This is a genomic window from Brevibacterium sp., from assembly GCF_022712115.1.
Lineage (GTDB): Bacteria > Actinomycetota > Actinomycetes > Actinomycetales > Brevibacteriaceae > Brevibacterium > Brevibacterium salitolerans.
The window spans coordinates 1-18,972 of record NZ_JALAHB010000240.1; the positions used below are offsets into that span (position 1 = coordinate 1).

Consider the following 18,972-nt stretch of genomic DNA (forward strand, 5'->3'; position numbering starts at 1 on the left):
GGGCAGGTGCGGGCGGGCGTCCGCGGCTGGAGGATGCGGTCCCCGCGCTCAGCATCGACGACTCCGGCAGGCCGCTCGAATTCGACGTGCCGCGGGAGGCCGAACTGGTCAGCCTCGCGATCCCCAGCGACATCGAGACGCTGCGCGGTACGGACCCGCAGCTCGCCGCCGCCTGGCGGCACGCACTGCGCCGCGGCATCACGGAGCTCATGGCGGACGGCTGGGAAGTCGCGGACTTCCACCGCTCCGGCGCGTATCTCCTCACCCACCCCTGAGCGGGGCTGCGCGCGGTGCGGTGCGCATGGCGCACAGCGCCCGCACCCGGGGCCCCGTACCGGACTCTGCGCACCTCGCACCGCGCACCGGACCCCGCGCCTAGCGCACCACACCCGGCGCACAGCGCACCGCACCCCGGGGCGCCTCGCACCACACCCCGCGCGCCTCACACCGGACTCGGCGCACCTCGGACCACACCCCGCGAATCCTCTTTGCCGCCCACGTATAGGTGGGCGGCAAAGAGGATTCGCGGTCTTTCCGAAAACCGCACCCCGTGAATGCTTTGAGCCACCCACGTATAGGTGGGTGGCTCAAAGCATTCGCGGTGCCGGTGTTCCCAGAGGCAGCCACCGCCCAGCGCGCCAACACTCGCCTCACCGCCGCGGCACCGCCTCACCGCGTCAAGTGCGCCGCTTCCGCGCTCACCGCCTCACCGCGCTCACCGCGGCACCGCGCACAGCGCCGCACCGCGGCAAGCACACCAGCACTCTCCTCAGCGCTCCAGGGCGGTGAAGAGGTCGGTGCGCAGCTCGGCCGGGTCCATGTCCGGTCTGGGCTCCGTCACGTAGACCTCCCAGAACGGCACGGCGGGCGTCTCACCCTGCGACTCGAGCGCGGCGACCAGGGTCTGCCATGCCCCGCTCAGACCGTCGAACCCGCCCAGGTATGTGGCAGCGGCGATGCGTCCGCCTGGGACAGCGGAGGCCACCGCACGCAGTTCGAACACGCGCCCCTCCGCACCACCGGCCTCGGCACCGGGGCTCGCACCGGCCTCGGCGCCCGTGCCAGCCGGCCCGGCCTCGGCACCCACCGGCCCGGCGTCCTCACCGGACGAGGCACCCATCTGCGCGGCACCCACCGGTCCAGCACCCACCGGCACCGTGCCCAGCAGCGCCTCGCCCTCGAACACGCGGTCCACCGGGATCCCCACCTCGATGTCCACCGTCTGCGCGGGAGCGGAGGTGTACAGCGAATACGCGGGGCCTGCCGGCCGCACCCCGGCCTCGGCGAGCGCGGGGAACAGCCCGGTGAACACGGTGTCGAACAGCGCCGGCAGTGCGGCGGTGGGGTATCCGTCTACCCGCACGGCCACCGTCACGGTCTCGTCCGCGGTCACGATGTCCGGATGCTCCGGAGCACCGTAGGGTCCGGGCACCGCGGCACCCTCCCCGCTCATCACGCGTCCTCTGCGGCCCGCTGACTGCGGATCGCCTTCTTGTCGAGCTTGCCCACGGAGGTGCGGGGCAGCTCGTCGACGAAGACCACCTCGTCCGGCAGCTGCCACTTGGCGAAGCGCTCGGAGAGGCCGGAGCGCACGTCGTCGGCGGTGAGTGTCTGCCCCTCCGCGGCGACCACGTAGGCCACGGGACGCTCGTCCCACTTCTCGTCCGGCACGCCGATCACGGCGGCCTCCTTCACCCTCGCGTCGTCGAGGATCGCGTTCTCCATGTCGATCGAGGAGATCCACTCGCCGCCGGACTTGATGACGTCCTTGAGGCGGTCGGTGAGCTTGACGTAGCCGTGCGCGTCGATGACGCCCACGTCGCCGGAGCGCCACCAGCCGTCGAGGAACCGGTCCGCATTGTCGTCGAGCTTGTGGTAGGAGGACGTGATCCACGGGCCGCGCATGATGAGCTCGCCCATCGACTTCCCGTCCCGCGGCAGCTCCTCACCGGCCGGATCCACCGCCTTGATCTCCACGCCCAGGAGCGGGAGGCCCTGCGCGCGCTTGAGGTCCCAGCCTGCATCCTCGTCCAGCCCGGCGAGCTCCGGCTTGAGACGCCAGTTCAGCGTGGCGAGCGGGCTCGTCTCCGAGGCGCCGTAGCCGTGGATGATCTCCGCTCCCGTGAGGTCCTTGAAGCCCTTCATGAGGGAGACCGGGGGCTCCGTGGAGCCGCTGACCATGCGGACGTGCGAGAGGTCCGGGATCTCCGGCTGGGCCCTGAGGTACTGCAGCAGGCCGGAGAAGATCACGGGGGCGCCGTTGGCCACCGTCACCTTCTCCTCCACGAACGCCTGCGCGATCGCGCTCATGTCCTCGGCGGAGAACCGGCCCGGCAGCACCAGCTTGGCGCCCACGGAGGTCGCGGCCTGAGGGAAGCCCCAGGAGAGCACGTGGAACATGGGGGTGATGGGCATCGTCACGTCCGTGAACGTGAGGCGCAGCCCCGCGTCCACGCCCAGCGAGTGCAGGTAGGAGGCGCGGTGCGAGTAGTAGACGCCCTTGGGCCGCCCGGTGGGCCCGGTGGTGTAGCCGGCGTACGCCGCGGTCTTCTCGTCCACCTCCTCGAACGGGTAGTCCTCACGGGCCCCGCTCATGAGGTCCTCGAGGAACACCGCACCGGGCAGGCTCGTCTCCACCTCTGCGGCGGGGCGGTCCGAGGCGACGATCCACTGCTTGACGTAGGACTCGCCGGCGAGCTTCTCCGCGATGGGCAGCAGCGACTCGTCGACGATCACGTATTCGGCCTTGGAGTGGTTGACCACGTAGGCCAGGTCCGCCTCGCCCAGGCGCAGGTTGAGCTGCACCATCGTCGCACCCAGGCTGGGGACGGCGAAGTACGCCTCGTAGTGACGACGGGAGTTCCAGTCGAGGACGCCCACGGAGCTGCCCGCCTTCACGCCCAGCGAGGCCAGCGCATCCGCCATGCGTGAGACGCGGGCGAACTCCTCGCCGTAGCTGCTCCGGCCCCAGCTGCCGTCCGAACGCCGGTGGACCACCTCCGTCTCCGCGAAGGTGGTGGCCGCGTAGCGCAGCAGGGAGAGGACGTTGAGCTGATAGTCGTCGCCCATGGTCGAGGGGATTCCGTGGAGCATTCTTCGCCTCCGTCATGTGGCCCGCAGTGGGGCGTCGGTCCTGAGCCGGGCACCGCCGGCCGCTGCGGAAGTCCCCGCTCGGCCGACGGTGCCCGGGTGCGCAGCACAGTGTGAGCTGCGTCTCGAATCTCAGAATACGGTGTAACCCCCGTCGATGACGAACTGCTGCCCGTTGACGTAGGAGGAGCCCGGCGAGGAGAGGTACACGGCCGCCGCCGCGAAGTCGTCGGGCGTGCCCCACCGGCGCTCCGGCACCCGCGAGATCACCTTGCGGGTGAACACCTCGCTGTCCTGCGAACCCTGCGTCATGTCCGTGGCGATCCAGCCCGGGAGCACCGCATTGGCGCGGATGCGCTCGCGGCCGTACTCCACCGCGATGGCCCGCATGAGCGAGAGCACCGCGCCCTTCGTCGCGCCGTAGAGCGAGTTGCGGCCGGCGCCCTCGATCCCCGCCAGCGAGGCCAGCAGCACGAGCGAGCCGCCCTCGCCCTGGTCGAGGAACTGGCGGATGGCCGCCTGGCAGCTGGAGATGACGCCCTCCACGTTGACGGCGGAGACCTTCCGCCACGCCTCGAGGTCCAGCTCGTGCAGCCGGCCGTACATGCCGGACACGCCCGCGTTCGCGATGAGCGAGTCCAGCCTGCCGAACCGCTCCAGCGTGCCCTCCATCGCCCGGTTCACCTGCGCGGGGTCCGCCACATCGCAGACGAAGGAGGCGACCCCCGGAACCGGTGCCCCGGCCTCGGCGGATCCCGCACCGGAGGCGCCCGCACCGGCAGCCCCCGCGGCCGAGGCCCGGCTCGCCTCCGCGAGCGCGCTCAGCTCCGCCGCGGCCGCCGCGTTGGTCTCCTCGCTGCGGCCCCAGATGGCCACGTTCGCGCCGGCCTCCACGAGGCCTCGGGCCATGCCCAGGCCGATTCCGCGGTTGCCGCCGGTGACGACCGCCGTGCGGCCGGTGAGATCGAATGCGCTCATGTCAGCCCTCCGCCTTCACCTCGAGGAGCACCTTGCCGCGCACGGAACGCGTCTCCAGTTCGCCGATCGCCTTCGATGCCTGCTCCAGCGGGTAGACGGCGTGGATGACGGGGTCGAGCCGGCCCGCCTCGAGGTGCTCCCACATCGCCTCCCACTGGCGGCGCACCAGATCGCGGTCCTTGGCGAAGGCCGCGCCCCAGCCCACGCCGGCCACGCCCACGTTGTTGAGCAGCAGCCGGTTGACCTTGACCTGCGGGATGGCGCCGGCGGTGAAGCCCAGGACCAGGGCCGTGCCGAACGTCGCGAGGCAGCGCAGCGAGTCCGTGAAGCGGTCGGCGTCCTGCGGGTTGCCCACCGGGTCCGCGACGAGGTCCACGCCGTCCGGGAAGAGCTCCTTGACCGCGTCCTTGAAGCCGTCGCTCAGCACGGCGTGCTGTGCGCCCAGCGCACGGACGGTCTCCGCCTTCTCCTCCGTGGAGACGACGCCCACCACGGTGGCGCCCATCGCCACGGCGATCTGCACGAGGGCGGTGCCGAGGCCGCCCGCGGCACCGTGGACGAGCACGGTCTGCCCGGCCTCCAGCCGGCCCCGCACGCGCAGGGCGAAGTCCGCGGTGAGGAGGTTCATGGGCATGCCCGCGGCCGCTTTGAGGGAGACGGAGTCAGGCAGCTTCACGGTGGCGTTCGCAGGCGCGATCATCGTCTCCGCGTAGCCGCCCTTGTTGGAGATGGTGGCGATCCGGTCGCCCGGTGCGAACCCCTCGACGCCCTCGCCCACCGCCGTCACGATGCCGGAGGCCTCGGCGCCCAGCGTGAACGGCGGCTCGTGCTTGAGCTGGTACAGCCCGCGGGTCTGGAGGAGTTCTGGGAAGGTGACGCCGGAGTAGGCGACGTCGAGCTGGATCTCTCCGGGGCCCGGCTGCGGTGCCTCGACCTCACGCAGCTCGATGGACTCCGGACCGTCGAGTGTGACTACCTGTACGGCTTTCATGTGTTCCTTTCCTCGCTCCGCGGACGGAGCCGCGGGGCGCTGGGGGTAGGAGTGCTGGGGCTGTGACCGGGAATGAGCGGAAGGCGCGCCCGAGGTGCCGGCTCAGCGACCGGTGAAGGTCGCCGCGCGCTTCTCGCGGAAGGCGGTGGTGCCCTCCACGTAGTCCTCCGAGCTCAGGAGCATGCCCTGGCCCACGGTCTCGCGGTCGAGGACGTTCTGCAGGGTGCCGAGCGTCTCCGCGTTCACCGCCCGGCGGGTGGCCGCCAGCGAGAGCGGGGGGCCCGCGGCGAAGGAGGCGGCCACCTCGGCGGCGCGCTCCAGCGGGGTCTGCTCGGAGACGAGCTCGCTCGCCAGACCCCATTCGAAGGCCCGCTCTCCGTAGACCCGCTCGGCGGTGAGCGCCATGCGCATGGCCCGGTGACGCCCCGCCGAGGCCGCCACGAGGGCGCTCGCGCCGCCGTCCGGCATGAGGCCGATCTTGGTGAAGGCGAGCATGAGGAACGACTTCTCGTTCATGATCACGTAGTCGCATGCCAGCGCCAGGGAGCAGCCCACGCCCGCGGCCGCGCCGGAGACCGCCGCGATGGTGGGCACGGCGGAATCGCGCAGGAGCACCATGATCTGGTTGATCTCCGTGAGGATCGAGCCGGTCTGCGCCGAGTCTCGCTTGGCCTGGAGATCCGCGCCGGAGGAGAACGCCCTGTCCCCGCCGGTGAGGACGATCGCCCGCGAACCGTCCGTCTGCGCCGTGCGGAGAGCGTCGAGGAGTCCGAGCGCCACCTCCTTGCTCAGCGCGTTGAGGGTCTCCGGGCGGTTGAAGCGGATGGTCGTGATGCCGGCGTCGTCGGTGGTGACGAGGAGCGGCTGTGCGTCTGCGGGCTGTGCGTCTGCGGGGGCCTGGTCTGTCATGGTCCTCTTTCTCTGTTCGTCTTCAGGCCCCGGATGTCTTCCGAGACCGGAGGTCTGCCGGAGGGGTCACCGTCCGGCGCGGATCCCTCTGCGGCGGCGACGCCGGCCGGTCGCGCGGCGATGCGGCCGCGCAACGGCCCGGCGGTCAGCTCCGCGCGAGCGCCGGATCCAGCTTCCGCTTGACCAGTTTGCCCGTGGGCGTGCGCGGAAGCGCGTCGATCACGCGGATCCGCCGCGGAATCTTGAACTTCGAGATGCGGCCGTCCAGCCATTCGAGCACCTCGGCACCCAGGTCGCGCTCCGGCGAGACATGGTCCTCGGGCTCCACATAGGCCACCGCGATCTCGCCGAGCTCCTCGTGGGGCTCCCCCACCACCGCGACATCGCGCACGTCCGGGTGGAGGGCGAGCGCGTTCTCGATCTCCTGCGGGTAGATGTTCACGCCGCCGGTGATGATGAGGAAGCTCGTGCGTTCGGCGAGGTACAGGTAGCGGTCCTCGTCGATGTACCCGAGGTCCCCCGTGGTCGCCCAGCGCGGGTGGTCCGGGTGCCGGGAGGCGGCGGTCTTGGCCTCGTCGTGGAAGTAGCTGAACATCGACTTGGCGGGATCGATCTCGAAGTAGATGGTGCCCACCTCGCCCGCGGGCAGCTCCTCACCGTCCGGGCCGCAGATGTGGACGGTTCCCATGTAGCCGTCCCGCCCCACGGAGCCCGGCTTGGCGAGCGCCTCCTCCGAGTCGATGAGGGTGAGTCCGGGGGCCTCCGTGGACGAGTAGTACTCGTAGACGACGGGGCCGAACCACTCGATCATCTGCCGCTTGACCTCCGCCGGGCACGGAGCCGCGGCATGGATGGCCGCCCGCAGCGAGGAGACGTCGTAGGACTCCCGCACCTCGCGGGGCAGCTTGAGCATCCGGATGAACATGGTGGGCACCCACTGCGAGTGCGTCACGCCGTACTTCTCGATGGTGGCGAGCGCGGCCTCGGCGTCGAACCGCGGCATGATCACGGCGGTGCCGCCCCGGGCGTGCGTCGTCATGACGAAGCGCAGCGGAGCGGCGTGGTAGAGCGGCGCCGGCGAGAGGTAGACGGTGTCCTCGCCGAAGCCGTACACGGAGGTGAACAGCTGGACGAGGGGGACGTTCGGATCGTCGACGGACTGCTCCTTGGGCTCCGGCAGGATGCCCTTGGGACGTCCCGTGGTCCCGGAGGAGTAGAGCATGTCGTCACCGCGCGGCTCGTAGTCCGGCTTCTCCGTCGAGGCGGCGGCGAGCACCTCCTCGTAGGAGTCGAATCCCGGCAGCGGCTCCCCCAGCCAGATCCGGTGCTCCACGTCCGCGCACAGCTGGGCGAGCTGGGCGGCGTTCTCCAGGCTGCCGGAGACGAGCACGACCTTCGCCTCGCAGTCGTGGATGATGTAGGAGCTCTCCTCCGCCGTGAGGTGGGAGTTCACGGCCGTGATGAGAGTGCCGGTCCGCAGCGCCGCCCACATGGCCTCGACGATCTCGAAGCGGTTCTCCGCGACCACTGCGAGGTGGTCCCCCGGCTGCAGGCCGAGGCTGCGGAAGTGGTTGGCCAGCCGCAGCGAGCGCTCCTCCAGCTGCGCGTAGGTGAGGACCGCGCCGGTGTCCGCCATGATGAGCGCGGGTTTGTCGGGGTGCTGGGCGGAATGGGCTCCTGGGTACATCGGATCACTTCCTTGTGACGAGGCGATGCGGGTGCGCAACGGGCGGACAGCGACAGCCTCGCCGCTGCACCGCTCACCTGCGGCGCTACACTGCGGACAGTGGAAGCGCTGACTGAACGTTTGCTAAGGACCCTAACCGGATCCCCTTCCGCAGACAAGATCGCCACCCCGGCGGCACCGCTGCCGGGCAGATTCGGACCAGAGAGGACGCAGAGTGAGCGTCTCCCCCTTCGCAGAGCACACCACCCGACTCACGCGCAGCCTCATCAATGCGCTCGTCTCCGAGCATGACGATGCGGCCCTCGCCTCCCGCGTGCGGGAGATCGCCGCGGATCTGAGCGCCGCGGCGGAGGATCCCTCCGTGGTGGAGATCCGCGACCCCATGCGCCCGCGCAGCCGCTTCCGCCTGGACCTCACCCCGGCGTCCTCGGCGCGCAACCCCATCGCTCCGCCGCTCGAGATCCGCCACCGTGTGCGCGGCGCGGCAGAGGACGACGGGACCGCAGAGTCCTATGCCGACGTGGTGCTCCCGTTGCAGTACCAGGGCCCCCCGGGGCGGGTGCACGGCGGGATCGTCGCGCTCATGCTCGACCAGGTGCTCGGGGATGCCGCGCACGCCTCGGGCCTGCCGCCGGCCTTCACCCGCGAGCTGACCCTCACCTACGATGCGGGCACACCGCTGAACTCCACCGTGCGCGTGAGCGGCCGGATCAGCAGGATCGAAGGCCGCAAGCGCTTCATGGAAGGGGAGATCACAGCGGACGGAGTCGTCACCGCCCGAGCACGCGGCCTGTGGATCTCGCCGCGGGAGCAGAGCGCACCGGCATCGTCCCGGAGCTGACTCCGCACCAGGCGCTCGGCCTCGGCGGCCTCCGCCCGCACCTCTCCCGCACACCATCCCAAGCTGCGTACATGACGCCCCACACGTCCTGTACGCAGACGCAACTTGCCGGGGAGCAGCTCCGCCCGGCCGCTCCCCGGAGCTGTTTCCGCCGCGCCCTCCGGATTTCCGGACTCCGCTGAGACGTTTCCCACCTGCGGCGCTCTGCGGTGGGTTCCTCAACCCCTCTTGTGGTTGACTGTTGCGCTGCACATGAGGCGAGCCTGACGGCTGACGGAGACGCTCCGGATCCCGCTCGCCTCGACGCCTCTGAAGCGCCGTGCAGCGCTTCCGCTGCGCCTCAGGCATCCGGCCGAGCGCACAGTGCACCTCAACGTTAGCGAGACCCGATGCCCGAGCGCTCCAGCGCCGCGTCCCCTCAGCCCGTACATCCCTCAGCACCTTCAGCGCACACAGCACCTCCAACACCCCCAGCGCCCTCAGTGCTCGACCGCAAGGTCGCCTTCATCAGCATCGGCATCCTGGCCGTCTTCATCCTCCTGGCACTCGTGTTCCGCGACGCCGTCACTCACAGCATCGACACCGCGTTCGCGGCCTCCTCGCAGTGGTTCGGCGGCTACTGGCAGTACCTGCTGCTCGTCACCTTCCTCGTCGCGATCGTCCTGGCCTTCACCCCCTATGCCCGTGCGCGCATGGGCGGCACCGCCACGGTGGAGTACAGCCGCTTCAAGTGGCTCGCGATGATCATGTCCACGCTGCTGGCCGGCGGCGGCGTGTTCTGGGCGGCCGCCGAGCCGGTGGCTCACTACCTCGACGAGCCGCCCCACTTCGGCACCGCGGCGACCGCGCAGGAGCGGGTCACCAACGCACTCGCGCAGAGCTTCGTGGACTGGGGCTTCCTCGCCTGGGCGATCCTGGGCACCCTGGGCGCCGTCGTGATGTCCTACGCGCACTCCAAGGGCATGCCGCTGCGCCCGCGCACCCTGCTCTACCCGGTGATGGGGAAGAAGATCCTCACCAGCTGGGTGGGCACCGTCGCGGACATCGTCTCCGTCCTCGCCGTCGTCGCGGGCACGGTGGGCCCCATCGGCTTCCTGGGCCTCCAGGTGTCCTACGGGATCTCCGCACTGACCGGGATCCCGGACGGCTACCCCATGCAGCTGACCATCATCGCGGTGCTCACCGGCGTGGCGGCGCTCTCCGTCTCCTCCGGCCTCAGCAAGGGCATCCAGATCCTCAGCCGCGTCAACATCTGGATGGCGCTGATCCTCATGGCCGCGGTCCTGCTCCTGGGCTCCGCCGGCTACGTCCTGCGCGCGTGGGTGGGCGGGTTCGCCACCTACGTCGCCGACTTCTTCAGCCTCTCCCTCTACCAGGGCGACCAGGCGTGGCTCTCCGGCTGGACCGTGTTCTTCTTCGGCTGGTTCGTGGGCTACGCCCCGCTCATGTCCGTCTTCGTCGCCCGGATCTCCCACGGCCGCACCCTCCGCGACCTGCTGCTCAGCAACGCTGTGCTCGCGCCCGTTGTCACCACCGGCTGGTTCACGGTGCTGGGCGGCACGGGCCTCGCCATGGAGCTGCAGAATCCGGGCAGCGTCACCGGGGCCTACGCCTCCGACGGCGTCCCCGCCGTCGTCATGTCGATCTCCGCGCAGCTGCCCCTCTCACTGCCCGTGGCCGTGTTCTTCCTGATCCTCACCACCATGTTCGTCACCACGACGACGGACTCCATGTCGTTCGCGATCGCGCAGTCCTGCACCGCCTCGGGCGAACCGTCCACGCGCATGCGGGCGACCTGGGCGGTCATCATGGGCGTCGCCGCGGCGGTGCTCATCTCGATCGGCGACGGCGGGATCGGCGCTCTGCAGTCGTTCATCGTCATCACCGCAGTGCCGGTGGGCTTCCTCATGCTTCCGTCCGTGTTCGCCGCTCCGGTGTTCGCGCGCCGCATGGCGATCGAGCAGGGAGTGGTCACCCCGCGCGGTGGGACCGCGCGTGCGGCTGGGGAGGGTTCGGCAGAGCCCGCGCCCGAGGCCGTGGCGGGCGCTGAAGCCCAGGCCGGGAAGGTGCCCACCGGCGGATCTCCGTACGAGGCAGAGATCGGGCTCGCCACCGCTGATGTGCCGGAGGCAGAGCCTGCGGTCACGTCAGCAGGCCGGTCCGCAGAGCGCGGCTGACTCCCGCAGCCGGCCTCGCTGCAGCGCAGCAGACAGCGAAGCCGTGCCTCCCGGCATCCGGGAGGCACGGCTTCGTGCATTCGTTCAGGTCTCAGCCCCAGCCGCAGAGCCGGGCCGCCGGTTGCAACGTGGTCCCGCTGGATGCAGACACGGGACCCTCGGAGGCATTCGCCAGGGGCTCATCCGCCCGGTGCGGCGATGCACGGTCGTCCGCAACGCTCAGACTTCCACCGCGCTCAGGCTTCAGCAGCGCTCAAACGTCCACCGCGCTCAGTCCTCTGCGTCGTCCTCCACGTCCAGCAGCACGCGTGCGGAGGCGAGCCAGGTGGCGCGCATCGGCTCGGTGTCCATCGGCCTGCCGGAGAACGCGTAGGTGAGCGCCATGCCGCGCATGCTGGTGAAGAGCAGGTCCAGCACCTGCGGGAACCGCGGATGCGCACTGAGCTGCGGTCCCGCGAGCACATGGGCGTTGGCCCGCACCCTCCGGAGCACGCTCCGCTCATGGTCGACGATCTGCCCCGCGAGCTCGGCGTCCGTGCGCGCGGCCACCCATGTCTCCACCGCCGCCCAGAAATTGGGTTCGGAGAAGCTCGACCACAGCCGGTCCAGCATCCACGCGAGGCGCGCGGCCCGGTCCTCGGCGGCCGGGGCACCGGCGAGCTCACCGAAGGAGCCTCCGCGCGCACCGCTGCCGCCCGCAGCACCCTCCGGCGCCTCCGCGACCGCCCCGCCCCCGGCCTCGGCACCGACACCGGCAGCGTCCTCCTGCAGGTGCACGGCGGCCAGGCGGTCCTCCGTAAGCCTGCGGGTGGCCGCGGCGAGGAGCTCCCGCTTGGACGGGAAGTGGTGGAGCAGCTTGCCGCGCGAGACCCCTGCACGCTGCTGCACGCGCAGGGTGGTCGTCGCCGCGTAGCCGTCCTCGAGCAGGCAGTCGATCGCGGCGGAGAGGATGGCGTCCTTGGCCTCCCTCCCCCGCCGCTGACCGCCCTGCCCGCCCTGCGCCTGCGTCTCCACGTCGCGGCTGCTGATCAGCGCGGCGCCATGCGGATAGAGCCGTCCAGGCGGATGGTCTCGCCGTTGAGCATGGGGTTCTCCACGATCTGCGCAGCCAGGAGGCCGTACTCGGACGGCTCGCCCAGACGCTTGGGGTGCGGAACCTGCTCGCCCAGCGACTTGAGCGTCTCCTCGGAGGCGCCCAGCATGAGCGGGGTCTTGAAGATGCCGGGGGCGATCGTCATGACGCGGATCTTCTGGCTCGCGAGATCGCGGGCGGCGGGCAGTGTGAGACCCACGATGCCGCCCTTGGAGGAGGAGTACGCGGCCTGGCCGATCTGGCCGTCGAAGGCCGCGGCGGAGGCGGTGTTGATGATGACGCCGCGCTCCTCGCCCGCCGGCTCGATCTCCGCCATGAACGCCGCACCCAGGCGGAGCACGTTGAACGTGCCGATGAGGTTGACGTTGATGACCTTCTTGTAGGCGTCGAGCGGGAAGACCCCCTTGCGGCCCACGATGCGGTGCGAACCGCCGATCCCGGCGCAGTTGACGACGACGCGCAGGTCGCCCAGCTCCTTCGTCCGCTCGAGCGCGGCCTGGACGGCGTCCTCGTCCGTGACATCGCCCTCGACGACGATGACGTCGTCGCCCAGCGCATCGGCCTCGGGCGTGGTCCTGAGGTCGAAGACGACGACCTTGGCCCCGCGGCTCAGGAACTCCTTGACCGTGGCGAGGCCGAGTCCGGACGCGCCTCCCGTGACGAATGCGACCTGATCCTTGATCTGCATGTGATGACTCCCCTTCGAGCGAGTGTGTCTGCGAATCTGCGGCGCCTTCCACCGCACCAGTCCATATTGACTGGTTTGAGGCGATATGTGAAGCTGAACGCACGATAAGTACCGTCTCGACAGGTGCGTCGCCAAGCATGCCGGGCGCGGAGGCGTCCGGCCCATTCGAAGGAGAATCCCATGCAGGACGCAGTCATCGTTGCCGCCCGCCGCACCCCCACGGGGAAGCGCGACGGCGTGCTCTCCGGCATCCACCCCGCAGACCTCTCCGCGCTCGTCCTCGAGGACATCGTCGCCACCACGGGCATCGACGCCGGCCTCGTCGAGGACGTGATCTGGGGCTGCGTCACCCAGGCCGGCGAGCAGACCGGCGACATCGCCCGCACCGCAGCGCTGTCCGCCGGCTTCCCCGAGTCCGTCACCGGCGTCACCGTCGACCGCCAGTGCGGCTCCTCGCAGCAGGCAGTGCACTTCGCGGCCGCCGGCATCGTCTCCGGCCAGTACGACATCGCGATCGCCGGCGGCGTCGAGTCGATGTCCCGCAATCCCATGGGCTCCTCCTCCCAGGGGAAGAGCCCCTACGGCGAGAAGTTCAGCGCCCGCTACGACGGCGCCCGCCCCAATCAGGGCATCGGCGCGGAGATGATCGCGGAGCAGTGGGGCTTCTCCCGCGAGCAGCTCGACTCCTTCGCCCTCGAATCGCATGCCTTGGCCCAGGCCGCCACGGAGGCAGGCCGCTTCGAGAGCCAGATCATCCCCGTGGAGACGGAGCACGGCACTGTCACGAAGGACGAGGGCATCCGCGCCGGCGGCACCCTGGAGAAGCTCGCCAAGCTGCCCACCGTCTTCAAGGAGGACGGCGTCATCCACGCCGGCAACGCCTCGCAGATCTCCGACGGCTCCGCCGCGCTCCTCATGATGAGCGGCGACCGGGCGAAGGAGCTGGGGCTCAAGCCGCTGGCCCGCGTCCACACCGCCGTGCTCGCCGGCGCGGACCCGAAGATCATGCTCACCGCACCCATCCCGGCCACCCAGAAGGCGCTCGAGCGCTCCGGCCTGAGCATCGACGACATCGGCGTGTTCGAGGTCAACGAGGCCTTCGCCCCGGTCCCGCTGGCCTGGCTCAACGACCTGGGCGCGGACGCCTCCCGGCTCAACCCCAACGGCGGTGCCATCGCCATGGGCCACCCGCTGGGCGGTTCCGGCGCGCGCCTCATGACGACGATGCTTCACCACATGCAGGACAACGGCATCCGCTACGGCCTGCAGACCATGTGTGAGGGCGGCGGCCAGGCCAACGCCACCATCCTCGAGCTGCTCTGAGAGAGGACGAGACGTGAAGAGGAATCTCTACACCCAGGACCACGAGGACTTCCGCACCACCGTGGCCGCCTTCCTCGACAAGGAGGTCGTGCCCCACTTCGAGCGGTGGGAGGAGGCCAAGATCGTCGACCGCTCCATGTGGAAGGCGGCCGCCGAGGCCGGTGTCATCGGCTTCTCCCACCCCGAGGAGTACGGCGGCGGGGGCATCGAGGACTTCCGCTTCGAGATGGTCCGCGCGGAGGAGGTCGCCAAGCGGGGCGTGGGCTCCGCAACCGGCGGCTGGGGCGTGTCCGACGGGATCGTGCCCGGCTACCTCACGGCCTTCGGCTCCGACCACCTCAAGGAGAAGTACCTGCCGGGGCTGGCCTCGGGCGACCTGATCTCCGCCATCGCGATGACGGAGCCCGGCGCGGGCTCCGATCTCCAGAACATCCGCACCCGCGCCGTGCGCGACGGTGACGACTGGGTCATCAGCGGCGCCAAGACCTTCATCACCAACGGCCAGAACTGCGACTTCGTCGTCGTGGTCGCCCGCACGGATCCGGACGCCAAGGGCTCGCGCGGCACCTCGCTGTTCATCGTGGACGCGGATGCGCCCGGCTTCACGAAGGGCCGCAACCTCGACAAGGTGGGGCTGGCGGCGCAGGACACCTCGGAGCTGAACTTCGAGGACGTCCGCGTGCCGGAGTCGCAGCTGCTGGGCGAGCTCAACAAGGGCTTCATCCATCTCATGGTGAACCTGCCCTACGAACGGCTCACCATCGCCTCCGGTGCCATCGCGGGAGCGCGCGCCGCACTCGATGGCACGGCGGAGTACGTCTTCAGCCGCGAGGCCTACGGCCGCACCATCGGCGATCTGCAGAACACGCAGTTCGAGCTCGCGGAGATGGAGGCCCGCCTGGATGCGGTCGAGGCCTACGTGGACAAGTGCGCACTCGCCCTCAACGACGGCGACCTCACCGCGGTGGACGCCTCCAAGGCGAAGATGGTCGCCGCGGAGCTCCAGCTGGAGATCATCAACCGGTGCCTCCAGCTGCACGGCGGGTTCGGGTACATGCTCGAGTACCCCATCGGCAGGGCGTTCCGCGACAGCCGCATCCAGACGATCTACGGCGGCGCCACGGAGGTCATGAAGCACATCATCGGCAAGGACATCAAGTCCCGCCACCGCTGAGGCCCTCCGCCCACCCGGGCGCAGGAACCGCACCCCCAACTCCCCACGTTACGTCTGCGTAGCGGCCGCCCACCGCGGCCGCTACGCAGACGTAACTTGCATATGGGCGGGTTCCGCGGGGCCTGGATGCAGGCCGCCTGCGGCACAGGCACCGGGCCGCTTCGGTTCCCATGAATTTCCGCGGCACGGTTCCCATGGATGTCCACGGCGCGGGACCCTTCGCCTCCCCGGCACGAGCCCCTTCACAGCCCCGGCTCCAGACCCTTCCGTCGCACTCTAGAGTGTTGCCTGCATCACAAATCGAGAACTTCCTCAGATTCTCCTGACACGGCATTGCAAGTGTGATGATCATTCGATAAGTTCATCCACGTCGTCCGCGGCCTGACCCCTTCGGTCCGCGACAGAACAGTTGAAGGCAAAGGTGGCTTCTCATGCACAACCTGAATCAGCTCATCGACCGGCTGCTGTCCGCCATCACCGGCGTCGCAGTCATCGCGATGATGCTCCATGTGGTCGCGCACGCGCTCATGCGCTTCTTCTTCAACGCCCCTCTCTACGGCACCAACGAGATCGTCGCCTTCTGGTGGCTGCCTGCCGTGGCGCTCCTGGGAATCCCTGCTGCGCATCTGCAGAAGGAGCACATCACGGTGACGATCATGCTCGAGAACCTCAACGCCCGCACAGCGAACGTCTTCCGCATCTTCGCCTGTGCCGTGGGTGCGCTCATCAGCCTGGGCTTCGCCTGGTTCGGGCTGGAAGAAGCCATGAAGAACACCCAGATCGGATCTACGGCCGGCGTCACCGACATCATCACCTGGCCCGTGTACTACCTGGTCCCGCTCGTCTTCCTGATGCTGCTGGTCCTCTACATCCTCGACATCGTCGTCATCGCCCGCACGGGCCGGTCCGATGTCGATCCGCTCACGGGTGAGACCGTGAGCAATGAGCCCACCGAGGCCCCGCTGTGAGCCGCATCCCGACTGACACGGCAGACGAACGGAACACCATGACCGAAACCTCCTCCGCTCCGAGCGCAACGACGCCCTCGCTGTTCCCCTCCGCACGGCGGGGCTCGCAGAAGCTCAGCCTCAAGGCCCTCCTCATCTGCTTCGGCCTGCTGGCCGTGACTCTGGTGGGCTTCTTCACCTCCTCTTCCGGGCCTGCCGCAGGTATGTGGTGCATCGGCATGATGCTCGTCCTCATGTTCATGGGCGTCCCGGTCGCCATCTCCTTGGCGATCCCCAGCCTCGTCGGCGTGTACGGGCTCGCAGGCATCCCGGCGACCGTCAACATCCTCTCCACCGCACCCTTCAACTCGGTGTCCAAGTGGTCCTACTCCGTCCTGCCCATGTTCATCTTCATGGGCATGCTCCTGGCTCAGTCGGGCATGGCCACTCGCATCTACCGTGCCACGGACCGCTGGTTCTCCTGGCTGCCGGGCGGCATCGGCATCGGTACCACAGCCGCCGGCGCGGGCCTGGCCTCCGTCTCCGGCTCGACGATCGGCATGACCTACACCCTGGGCCGGGCGGGCATCCCGGAGATGCTGCGCGCCGGCTACGACAAGCGCGTGGCTGTGGGCACCGTCATCGTCTCCGGTCTGCCCGGCGGCCTCATCCCGCCGTCGATCCTGCTGGTGGTCTATGCGGGCATCGCCTCCGTACCCGTGGGGCCGCAGCTCATGGCCGGCGCAGTCCCCGGCATCCTCATCGCCGTCACATTCGGGCTCTTCATCTTCTGCCTGGGCGTCTTCGCTCCCAAGCTCGTGGGCCGCGGCAAGGATGCCGGAGGCGAGAAGCGGGTCATCACCTGGAAGGAGCGCTTCCAGTCACTCGGCGAGATCTGGGGCTTCCCGGTCATCATGCTCGTGCTGTTCGGCGGCATGTTCTCCGGCGCCTTCACCCCCACCGAGGCCGGCGCCGCCGCTGCTCTCACCGCGCTGCTGCTCACGATCTTCTACACCCGCAAGGACAAGCCCGTCTCCAAGGTGGGGCATGCGGCCATGTCAACGGTGTCCGCAACCGCAGCGATCTTCTTCATCATGATCGGTGCGGAGATGCTCACCCGCCTGCTTGCCATCACCGGCCTCGCTCCGGTGATCACGGACTTCATCGTGGGTCTGGGCCTCAACCGCGTGGGCTTCCTGCTCATCCTGGTGCTGCTCTACCTCGTCATGGGCATGTTCTTCGACACTCTGTCGATGATGCTGCTCACCATCCCGATCCTCCTGCCCACGCTGGCGGAGATGGGAGTGAACCCCCTTTGGTTCGGCGTGTTCGTCGTGCTGCTGGGCGAGCTGGGCATGATCACTCCCCCAGTGGGCATCCTGTCCTTCATCGTCCACAACATCTCGAAGAACCCCGAAGTCAATCTGGGGCAGAACATCACCCTCAAGGACGTGTGGACCGCTCTCGTCTGGTTCCTGCCGGTCGCGGTGCTGTTCCTCATCATCATGATCGCGGTACCGCAGATGACGGAATGGCTGCCGGCACTGCTGGAACGGGCAGCCGGAGCCACAGCGACGGAGTAGCCACCGGCTAATTCCGCCGCGGAACGCGGGCGAGTACGGTGAGTCCGCCCTCGCCCGCGTTCCGCGCGCGGGGCGGCCGTCCTGGCCAGGCCAGGCCGGGCCACTTTCTCCCGAAGACCACCCCCAGACCGCGCGCTGCGCAAGCCGCGGGCACACAGAAACAGAATCCAGAAGGCGAACCCACACCATGTCACTGCACACATCCTCTCCGCGCACTGCCCCGGCCGCCGGCCGTCTGGCAGGCGCCACGGCCGGCATCGCCGTCCTCTCCCTTGCTCTCTCCGCCTGTGCCGGGTCGGCTGGCAATGCCGGCTCCGGCGGAGCCGGCGGCGGGGAAGGCTATGAGGTCGGTGCGGACCAGGCCGAGATCGACGCGGCGCTCGCAGATCTCGATCCCATCGAGATCATCTATCAGCCCTCGGCAGCCTCGCAGGCGTCCGTCCAGTCCCCCTCCGGCACCGTGCTGGCGGAGGCCATCGAAAAGCGCTCGGGCGGAAAGATCAAGGTCGACATGGTCTGGGGACAGGCCATCGCCCCCTACGGCGAGCTCGACTCGGCGCTCGCGGACGGACGAGTGGACCTCGCCTACTCGCTGCCGGTGTACAAGCCGGCGGAGTACCCGGCGGTGAACGCCCTCGGCGACGCCCTGGGCGGCACCAACCCGTCCCCGTTCGTAGGCGAGCTCATCACCAATGCGACGGCACTCGACGTCGCATGGAACACGCCGGAGATCCTTGCCGAGTACGAGGACAAGGGCATCCGCCCCATCGCCCCGCTCACGGCCTCGGGCGGCTACTACTCCGTCTGCAACGACACCGGCATGTCCCAGGAGGACTTCAAGGGCCGTCAGGTGCGGATCGCTTCGAAGACACAGGGCGAGCTCATCTCGCACATGGGGGCCTCACCGGTGTCGATGGAATACACGGAGACCTTCGAAGCGCTCCAGCGCGGCACTGTCGACTGCACTCTCGGCCAGCTCGTGCCGTCCGCGGAATCCGGCATCTTCGAGGTGGCCCCCAACGTGGGCTACATGACGGAGACGAGCTTCTCCCGTGCTCCCGGTGCCCTCGTGGTGGGCTCCAAGTTCGAGAGCATGCCGCTTGCCTACCAGCAGGTCATCTTCGACTCCTACGCCGACTACTTCCAGGGCCAGATGATGACGACCATCGGCGGCAACGCGGACGGCATCCGGCAGGCAAAGGAAGCCGGTGGTGAGATCGAGCAGTTCCCGGAGGAGTTCCAGTCCGAGATCGCCTCGTTCAACGAAGAGAACCTCGCGGCGATCAACGAGGCCGGCCCGATCGAGGGCGATCTGGAGGCCGCTGTCCTGGACGCCCAGGAGAAGTGGACTGCCAAAGCCGAGGAACTGGGCTACGAGGACGGCGGCACCACCGCTGACATGGACGAGTGGTACGACCAGGAGTCCGACTTCCGCCCGATGGGTCAGGCGATCTTCGACGAGGTCTTCCTCCCCCACCGTCCGTCCTGACG

General features: G+C 69.4%; 15 protein-coding genes and 1 pseudogene. 8 read left to right on the plus strand and 8 right to left on the minus strand.

What is annotated here, in order from left to right:
• Positions 1-275: pseudogene (locus tag Q0A33_RS14280) on the plus strand (hypothetical protein); the annotation flags it as partial.
• A 494-nt stretch (positions 276-769) separates the two neighbouring features.
• Here Q0A33_RS14280 and Q0A33_RS14285 read toward each other — a convergent pair.
• The 6 genes from Q0A33_RS14285 to Q0A33_RS14310 form a co-directional block, all read right to left on the minus strand.
• On the minus strand, positions 770-1,453 hold the full coding sequence (locus tag Q0A33_RS14285; RefSeq protein WP_291798197.1) for an AraC family transcriptional regulator: 684 nt from the start codon (positions 1,451-1,453) through the stop codon (positions 770-772).
• A complete protein-coding gene (locus Q0A33_RS14290) occupies positions 1,453-3,093 on the minus strand; it encodes a long-chain-fatty-acid--CoA ligase (RefSeq protein WP_291798200.1) in 1,641 nt (546 codons plus the stop codon). The genes Q0A33_RS14285 and Q0A33_RS14290 overlap by 1 nt, the downstream gene beginning before the upstream one ends.
• Before the next feature lie 129 nt (positions 3,094-3,222).
• Positions 3,223-4,068: an SDR family oxidoreductase gene (locus Q0A33_RS14295; protein ID WP_291798203.1), complete on the minus strand. Its 846-nt coding sequence runs from the start codon at positions 4,066-4,068 to the stop codon at positions 3,223-3,225.
• A 1-nt stretch (position 4,069) separates the two neighbouring features.
• Positions 4,070-5,059, minus strand: coding sequence for an NADPH:quinone oxidoreductase family protein (locus tag Q0A33_RS14300; protein ID WP_291798206.1), 990 nt, complete (start codon positions 5,057-5,059; stop codon positions 4,070-4,072).
• Between the two features lie 102 nt (positions 5,060-5,161).
• Complete coding sequence (locus Q0A33_RS14305) at positions 5,162-5,968, minus strand: enoyl-CoA hydratase-related protein (protein WP_291798209.1); 807 nt, start codon at positions 5,966-5,968, stop codon at positions 5,162-5,164.
• A 145-nt stretch (positions 5,969-6,113) separates the two neighbouring features.
• Entirely contained in the window at positions 6,114-7,655 is a 1,542-nt protein-coding gene (locus Q0A33_RS14310) for an AMP-binding protein (protein WP_291798212.1), read from the minus strand.
• Between the two features lie 214 nt (positions 7,656-7,869).
• On the opposite strand from Q0A33_RS14310, the gene Q0A33_RS14315 reads away from it, so the two are divergent.
• Together Q0A33_RS14315 and Q0A33_RS14320 are read left to right on the plus strand one after the other, a co-directional pair.
• On the plus strand, positions 7,870-8,496 hold the full coding sequence (locus Q0A33_RS14315) for a PaaI family thioesterase (protein WP_291798215.1): 627 nt from the start codon (positions 7,870-7,872) through the stop codon (positions 8,494-8,496).
• Positions 8,497-8,978: 482 nt separating this feature from the next.
• Entirely contained in the window at positions 8,979-10,673 is a 1,695-nt protein-coding gene (locus Q0A33_RS14320; RefSeq protein ID WP_291798218.1) for a BCCT family transporter, read from the plus strand.
• 270 nt (positions 10,674-10,943) lie between these two features.
• On the opposite strand, the gene Q0A33_RS14325 is transcribed toward Q0A33_RS14320, so the two are convergent.
• On the minus strand, positions 10,944-11,687 hold the full coding sequence (locus Q0A33_RS14325; protein ID WP_291798221.1) for a TetR/AcrR family transcriptional regulator: 744 nt from the start codon (positions 11,685-11,687) through the stop codon (positions 10,944-10,946).
• Positions 11,688-11,701: 14 nt separating this feature from the next.
• The gene (locus Q0A33_RS14330; RefSeq protein ID WP_291798224.1) at positions 11,702-12,454 is read right to left on the minus strand and encodes an SDR family NAD(P)-dependent oxidoreductase; all 753 of its coding nucleotides are present in this window, start codon (positions 12,452-12,454) and stop codon (positions 11,702-11,704) included.
• A 180-nt stretch (positions 12,455-12,634) separates the two neighbouring features.
• Here Q0A33_RS14330 and Q0A33_RS14335 point away from each other — a divergent pair, with 180 nt between their 5' ends.
• The 5 genes from Q0A33_RS14335 to dctP all read left to right on the plus strand — a co-directional run bounded on the left by Q0A33_RS14335 (position 12,635) and on the right by dctP (position 18,970).
• Positions 12,635-13,777 (plus strand): thiolase family protein, encoded by a 1,143-nt coding sequence (locus Q0A33_RS14335; RefSeq protein ID WP_291798227.1) that lies wholly within the window; start codon positions 12,635-12,637, stop codon positions 13,775-13,777.
• Positions 13,778-13,790: 13 nt separating this feature from the next.
• Positions 13,791-14,951: an acyl-CoA dehydrogenase family protein gene (locus Q0A33_RS14340; protein ID WP_291798231.1), complete on the plus strand. Its 1,161-nt coding sequence runs from the start codon at positions 13,791-13,793 to the stop codon at positions 14,949-14,951.
• A gap of 431 nt (positions 14,952-15,382) precedes the next feature.
• Positions 15,383-15,919 (plus strand): TRAP transporter small permease, encoded by a 537-nt coding sequence (locus Q0A33_RS14345; RefSeq protein ID WP_291798235.1) that lies wholly within the window; start codon positions 15,383-15,385, stop codon positions 15,917-15,919.
• Between the two features lie 38 nt (positions 15,920-15,957).
• The gene (locus Q0A33_RS14350) at positions 15,958-17,481 is read left to right on the plus strand and encodes a TRAP transporter large permease (protein WP_291798238.1); all 1,524 of its coding nucleotides are present in this window, start codon (positions 15,958-15,960) and stop codon (positions 17,479-17,481) included.
• A 187-nt stretch (positions 17,482-17,668) separates the two neighbouring features.
• A complete protein-coding gene (dctP, locus tag Q0A33_RS14355; RefSeq protein WP_291798242.1) occupies positions 17,669-18,970 on the plus strand; it encodes a TRAP transporter substrate-binding protein DctP in 1,302 nt (433 codons plus the stop codon).
• Positions 18,971-18,972: the final 2 nt, after the last annotated feature.

Bases quoted from the DNA above. Each gene is read 5' to 3' on its own strand.
- Q0A33_RS14335 (WP_291798227.1), top strand. From the start codon at position 12,635: ATGCAGGACGCAGTCATCGTTGCCGCCCGCCGCACCCCCACGGGGAAG.
- Q0A33_RS14305 (WP_291798209.1), bottom strand. From the start codon at position 5,968: ATGACAGACCAGGCCCCCGCAGACGCACAGCCCGCAGACGCACAGCCG.
- Q0A33_RS14330 (WP_291798224.1), bottom strand. From the start codon at position 12,454: ATGCAGATCAAGGATCAGGTCGCATTCGTCACGGGAGGCGCGTCCGGA.
- Q0A33_RS14310 (WP_291798212.1), bottom strand. From the start codon at position 7,655: ATGTACCCAGGAGCCCATTCCGCCCAGCACCCCGACAAACCCGCGCTC.
- dctP (WP_291798242.1), top strand. From the start codon at position 17,669: ATGTCACTGCACACATCCTCTCCGCGCACTGCCCCGGCCGCCGGCCGT.
- Q0A33_RS14295 (WP_291798203.1), bottom strand. From the start codon at position 4,068: ATGAGCGCATTCGATCTCACCGGCCGCACGGCGGTCGTCACCGGCGGC.
- Q0A33_RS14290 (WP_291798200.1), bottom strand. From the start codon at position 3,093: ATGCTCCACGGAATCCCCTCGACCATGGGCGACGACTATCAGCTCAAC.
- Q0A33_RS14285 (WP_291798197.1), bottom strand. From the start codon at position 1,453: ATGAGCGGGGAGGGTGCCGCGGTGCCCGGACCCTACGGTGCTCCGGAG.
- Q0A33_RS14345 (WP_291798235.1), top strand. From the start codon at position 15,383: ATGCACAACCTGAATCAGCTCATCGACCGGCTGCTGTCCGCCATCACC.
- Q0A33_RS14350 (WP_291798238.1), top strand. From the start codon at position 15,958: ATGACCGAAACCTCCTCCGCTCCGAGCGCAACGACGCCCTCGCTGTTC.
- Q0A33_RS14300 (WP_291798206.1), bottom strand. From the start codon at position 5,059: ATGAAAGCCGTACAGGTAGTCACACTCGACGGTCCGGAGTCCATCGAG.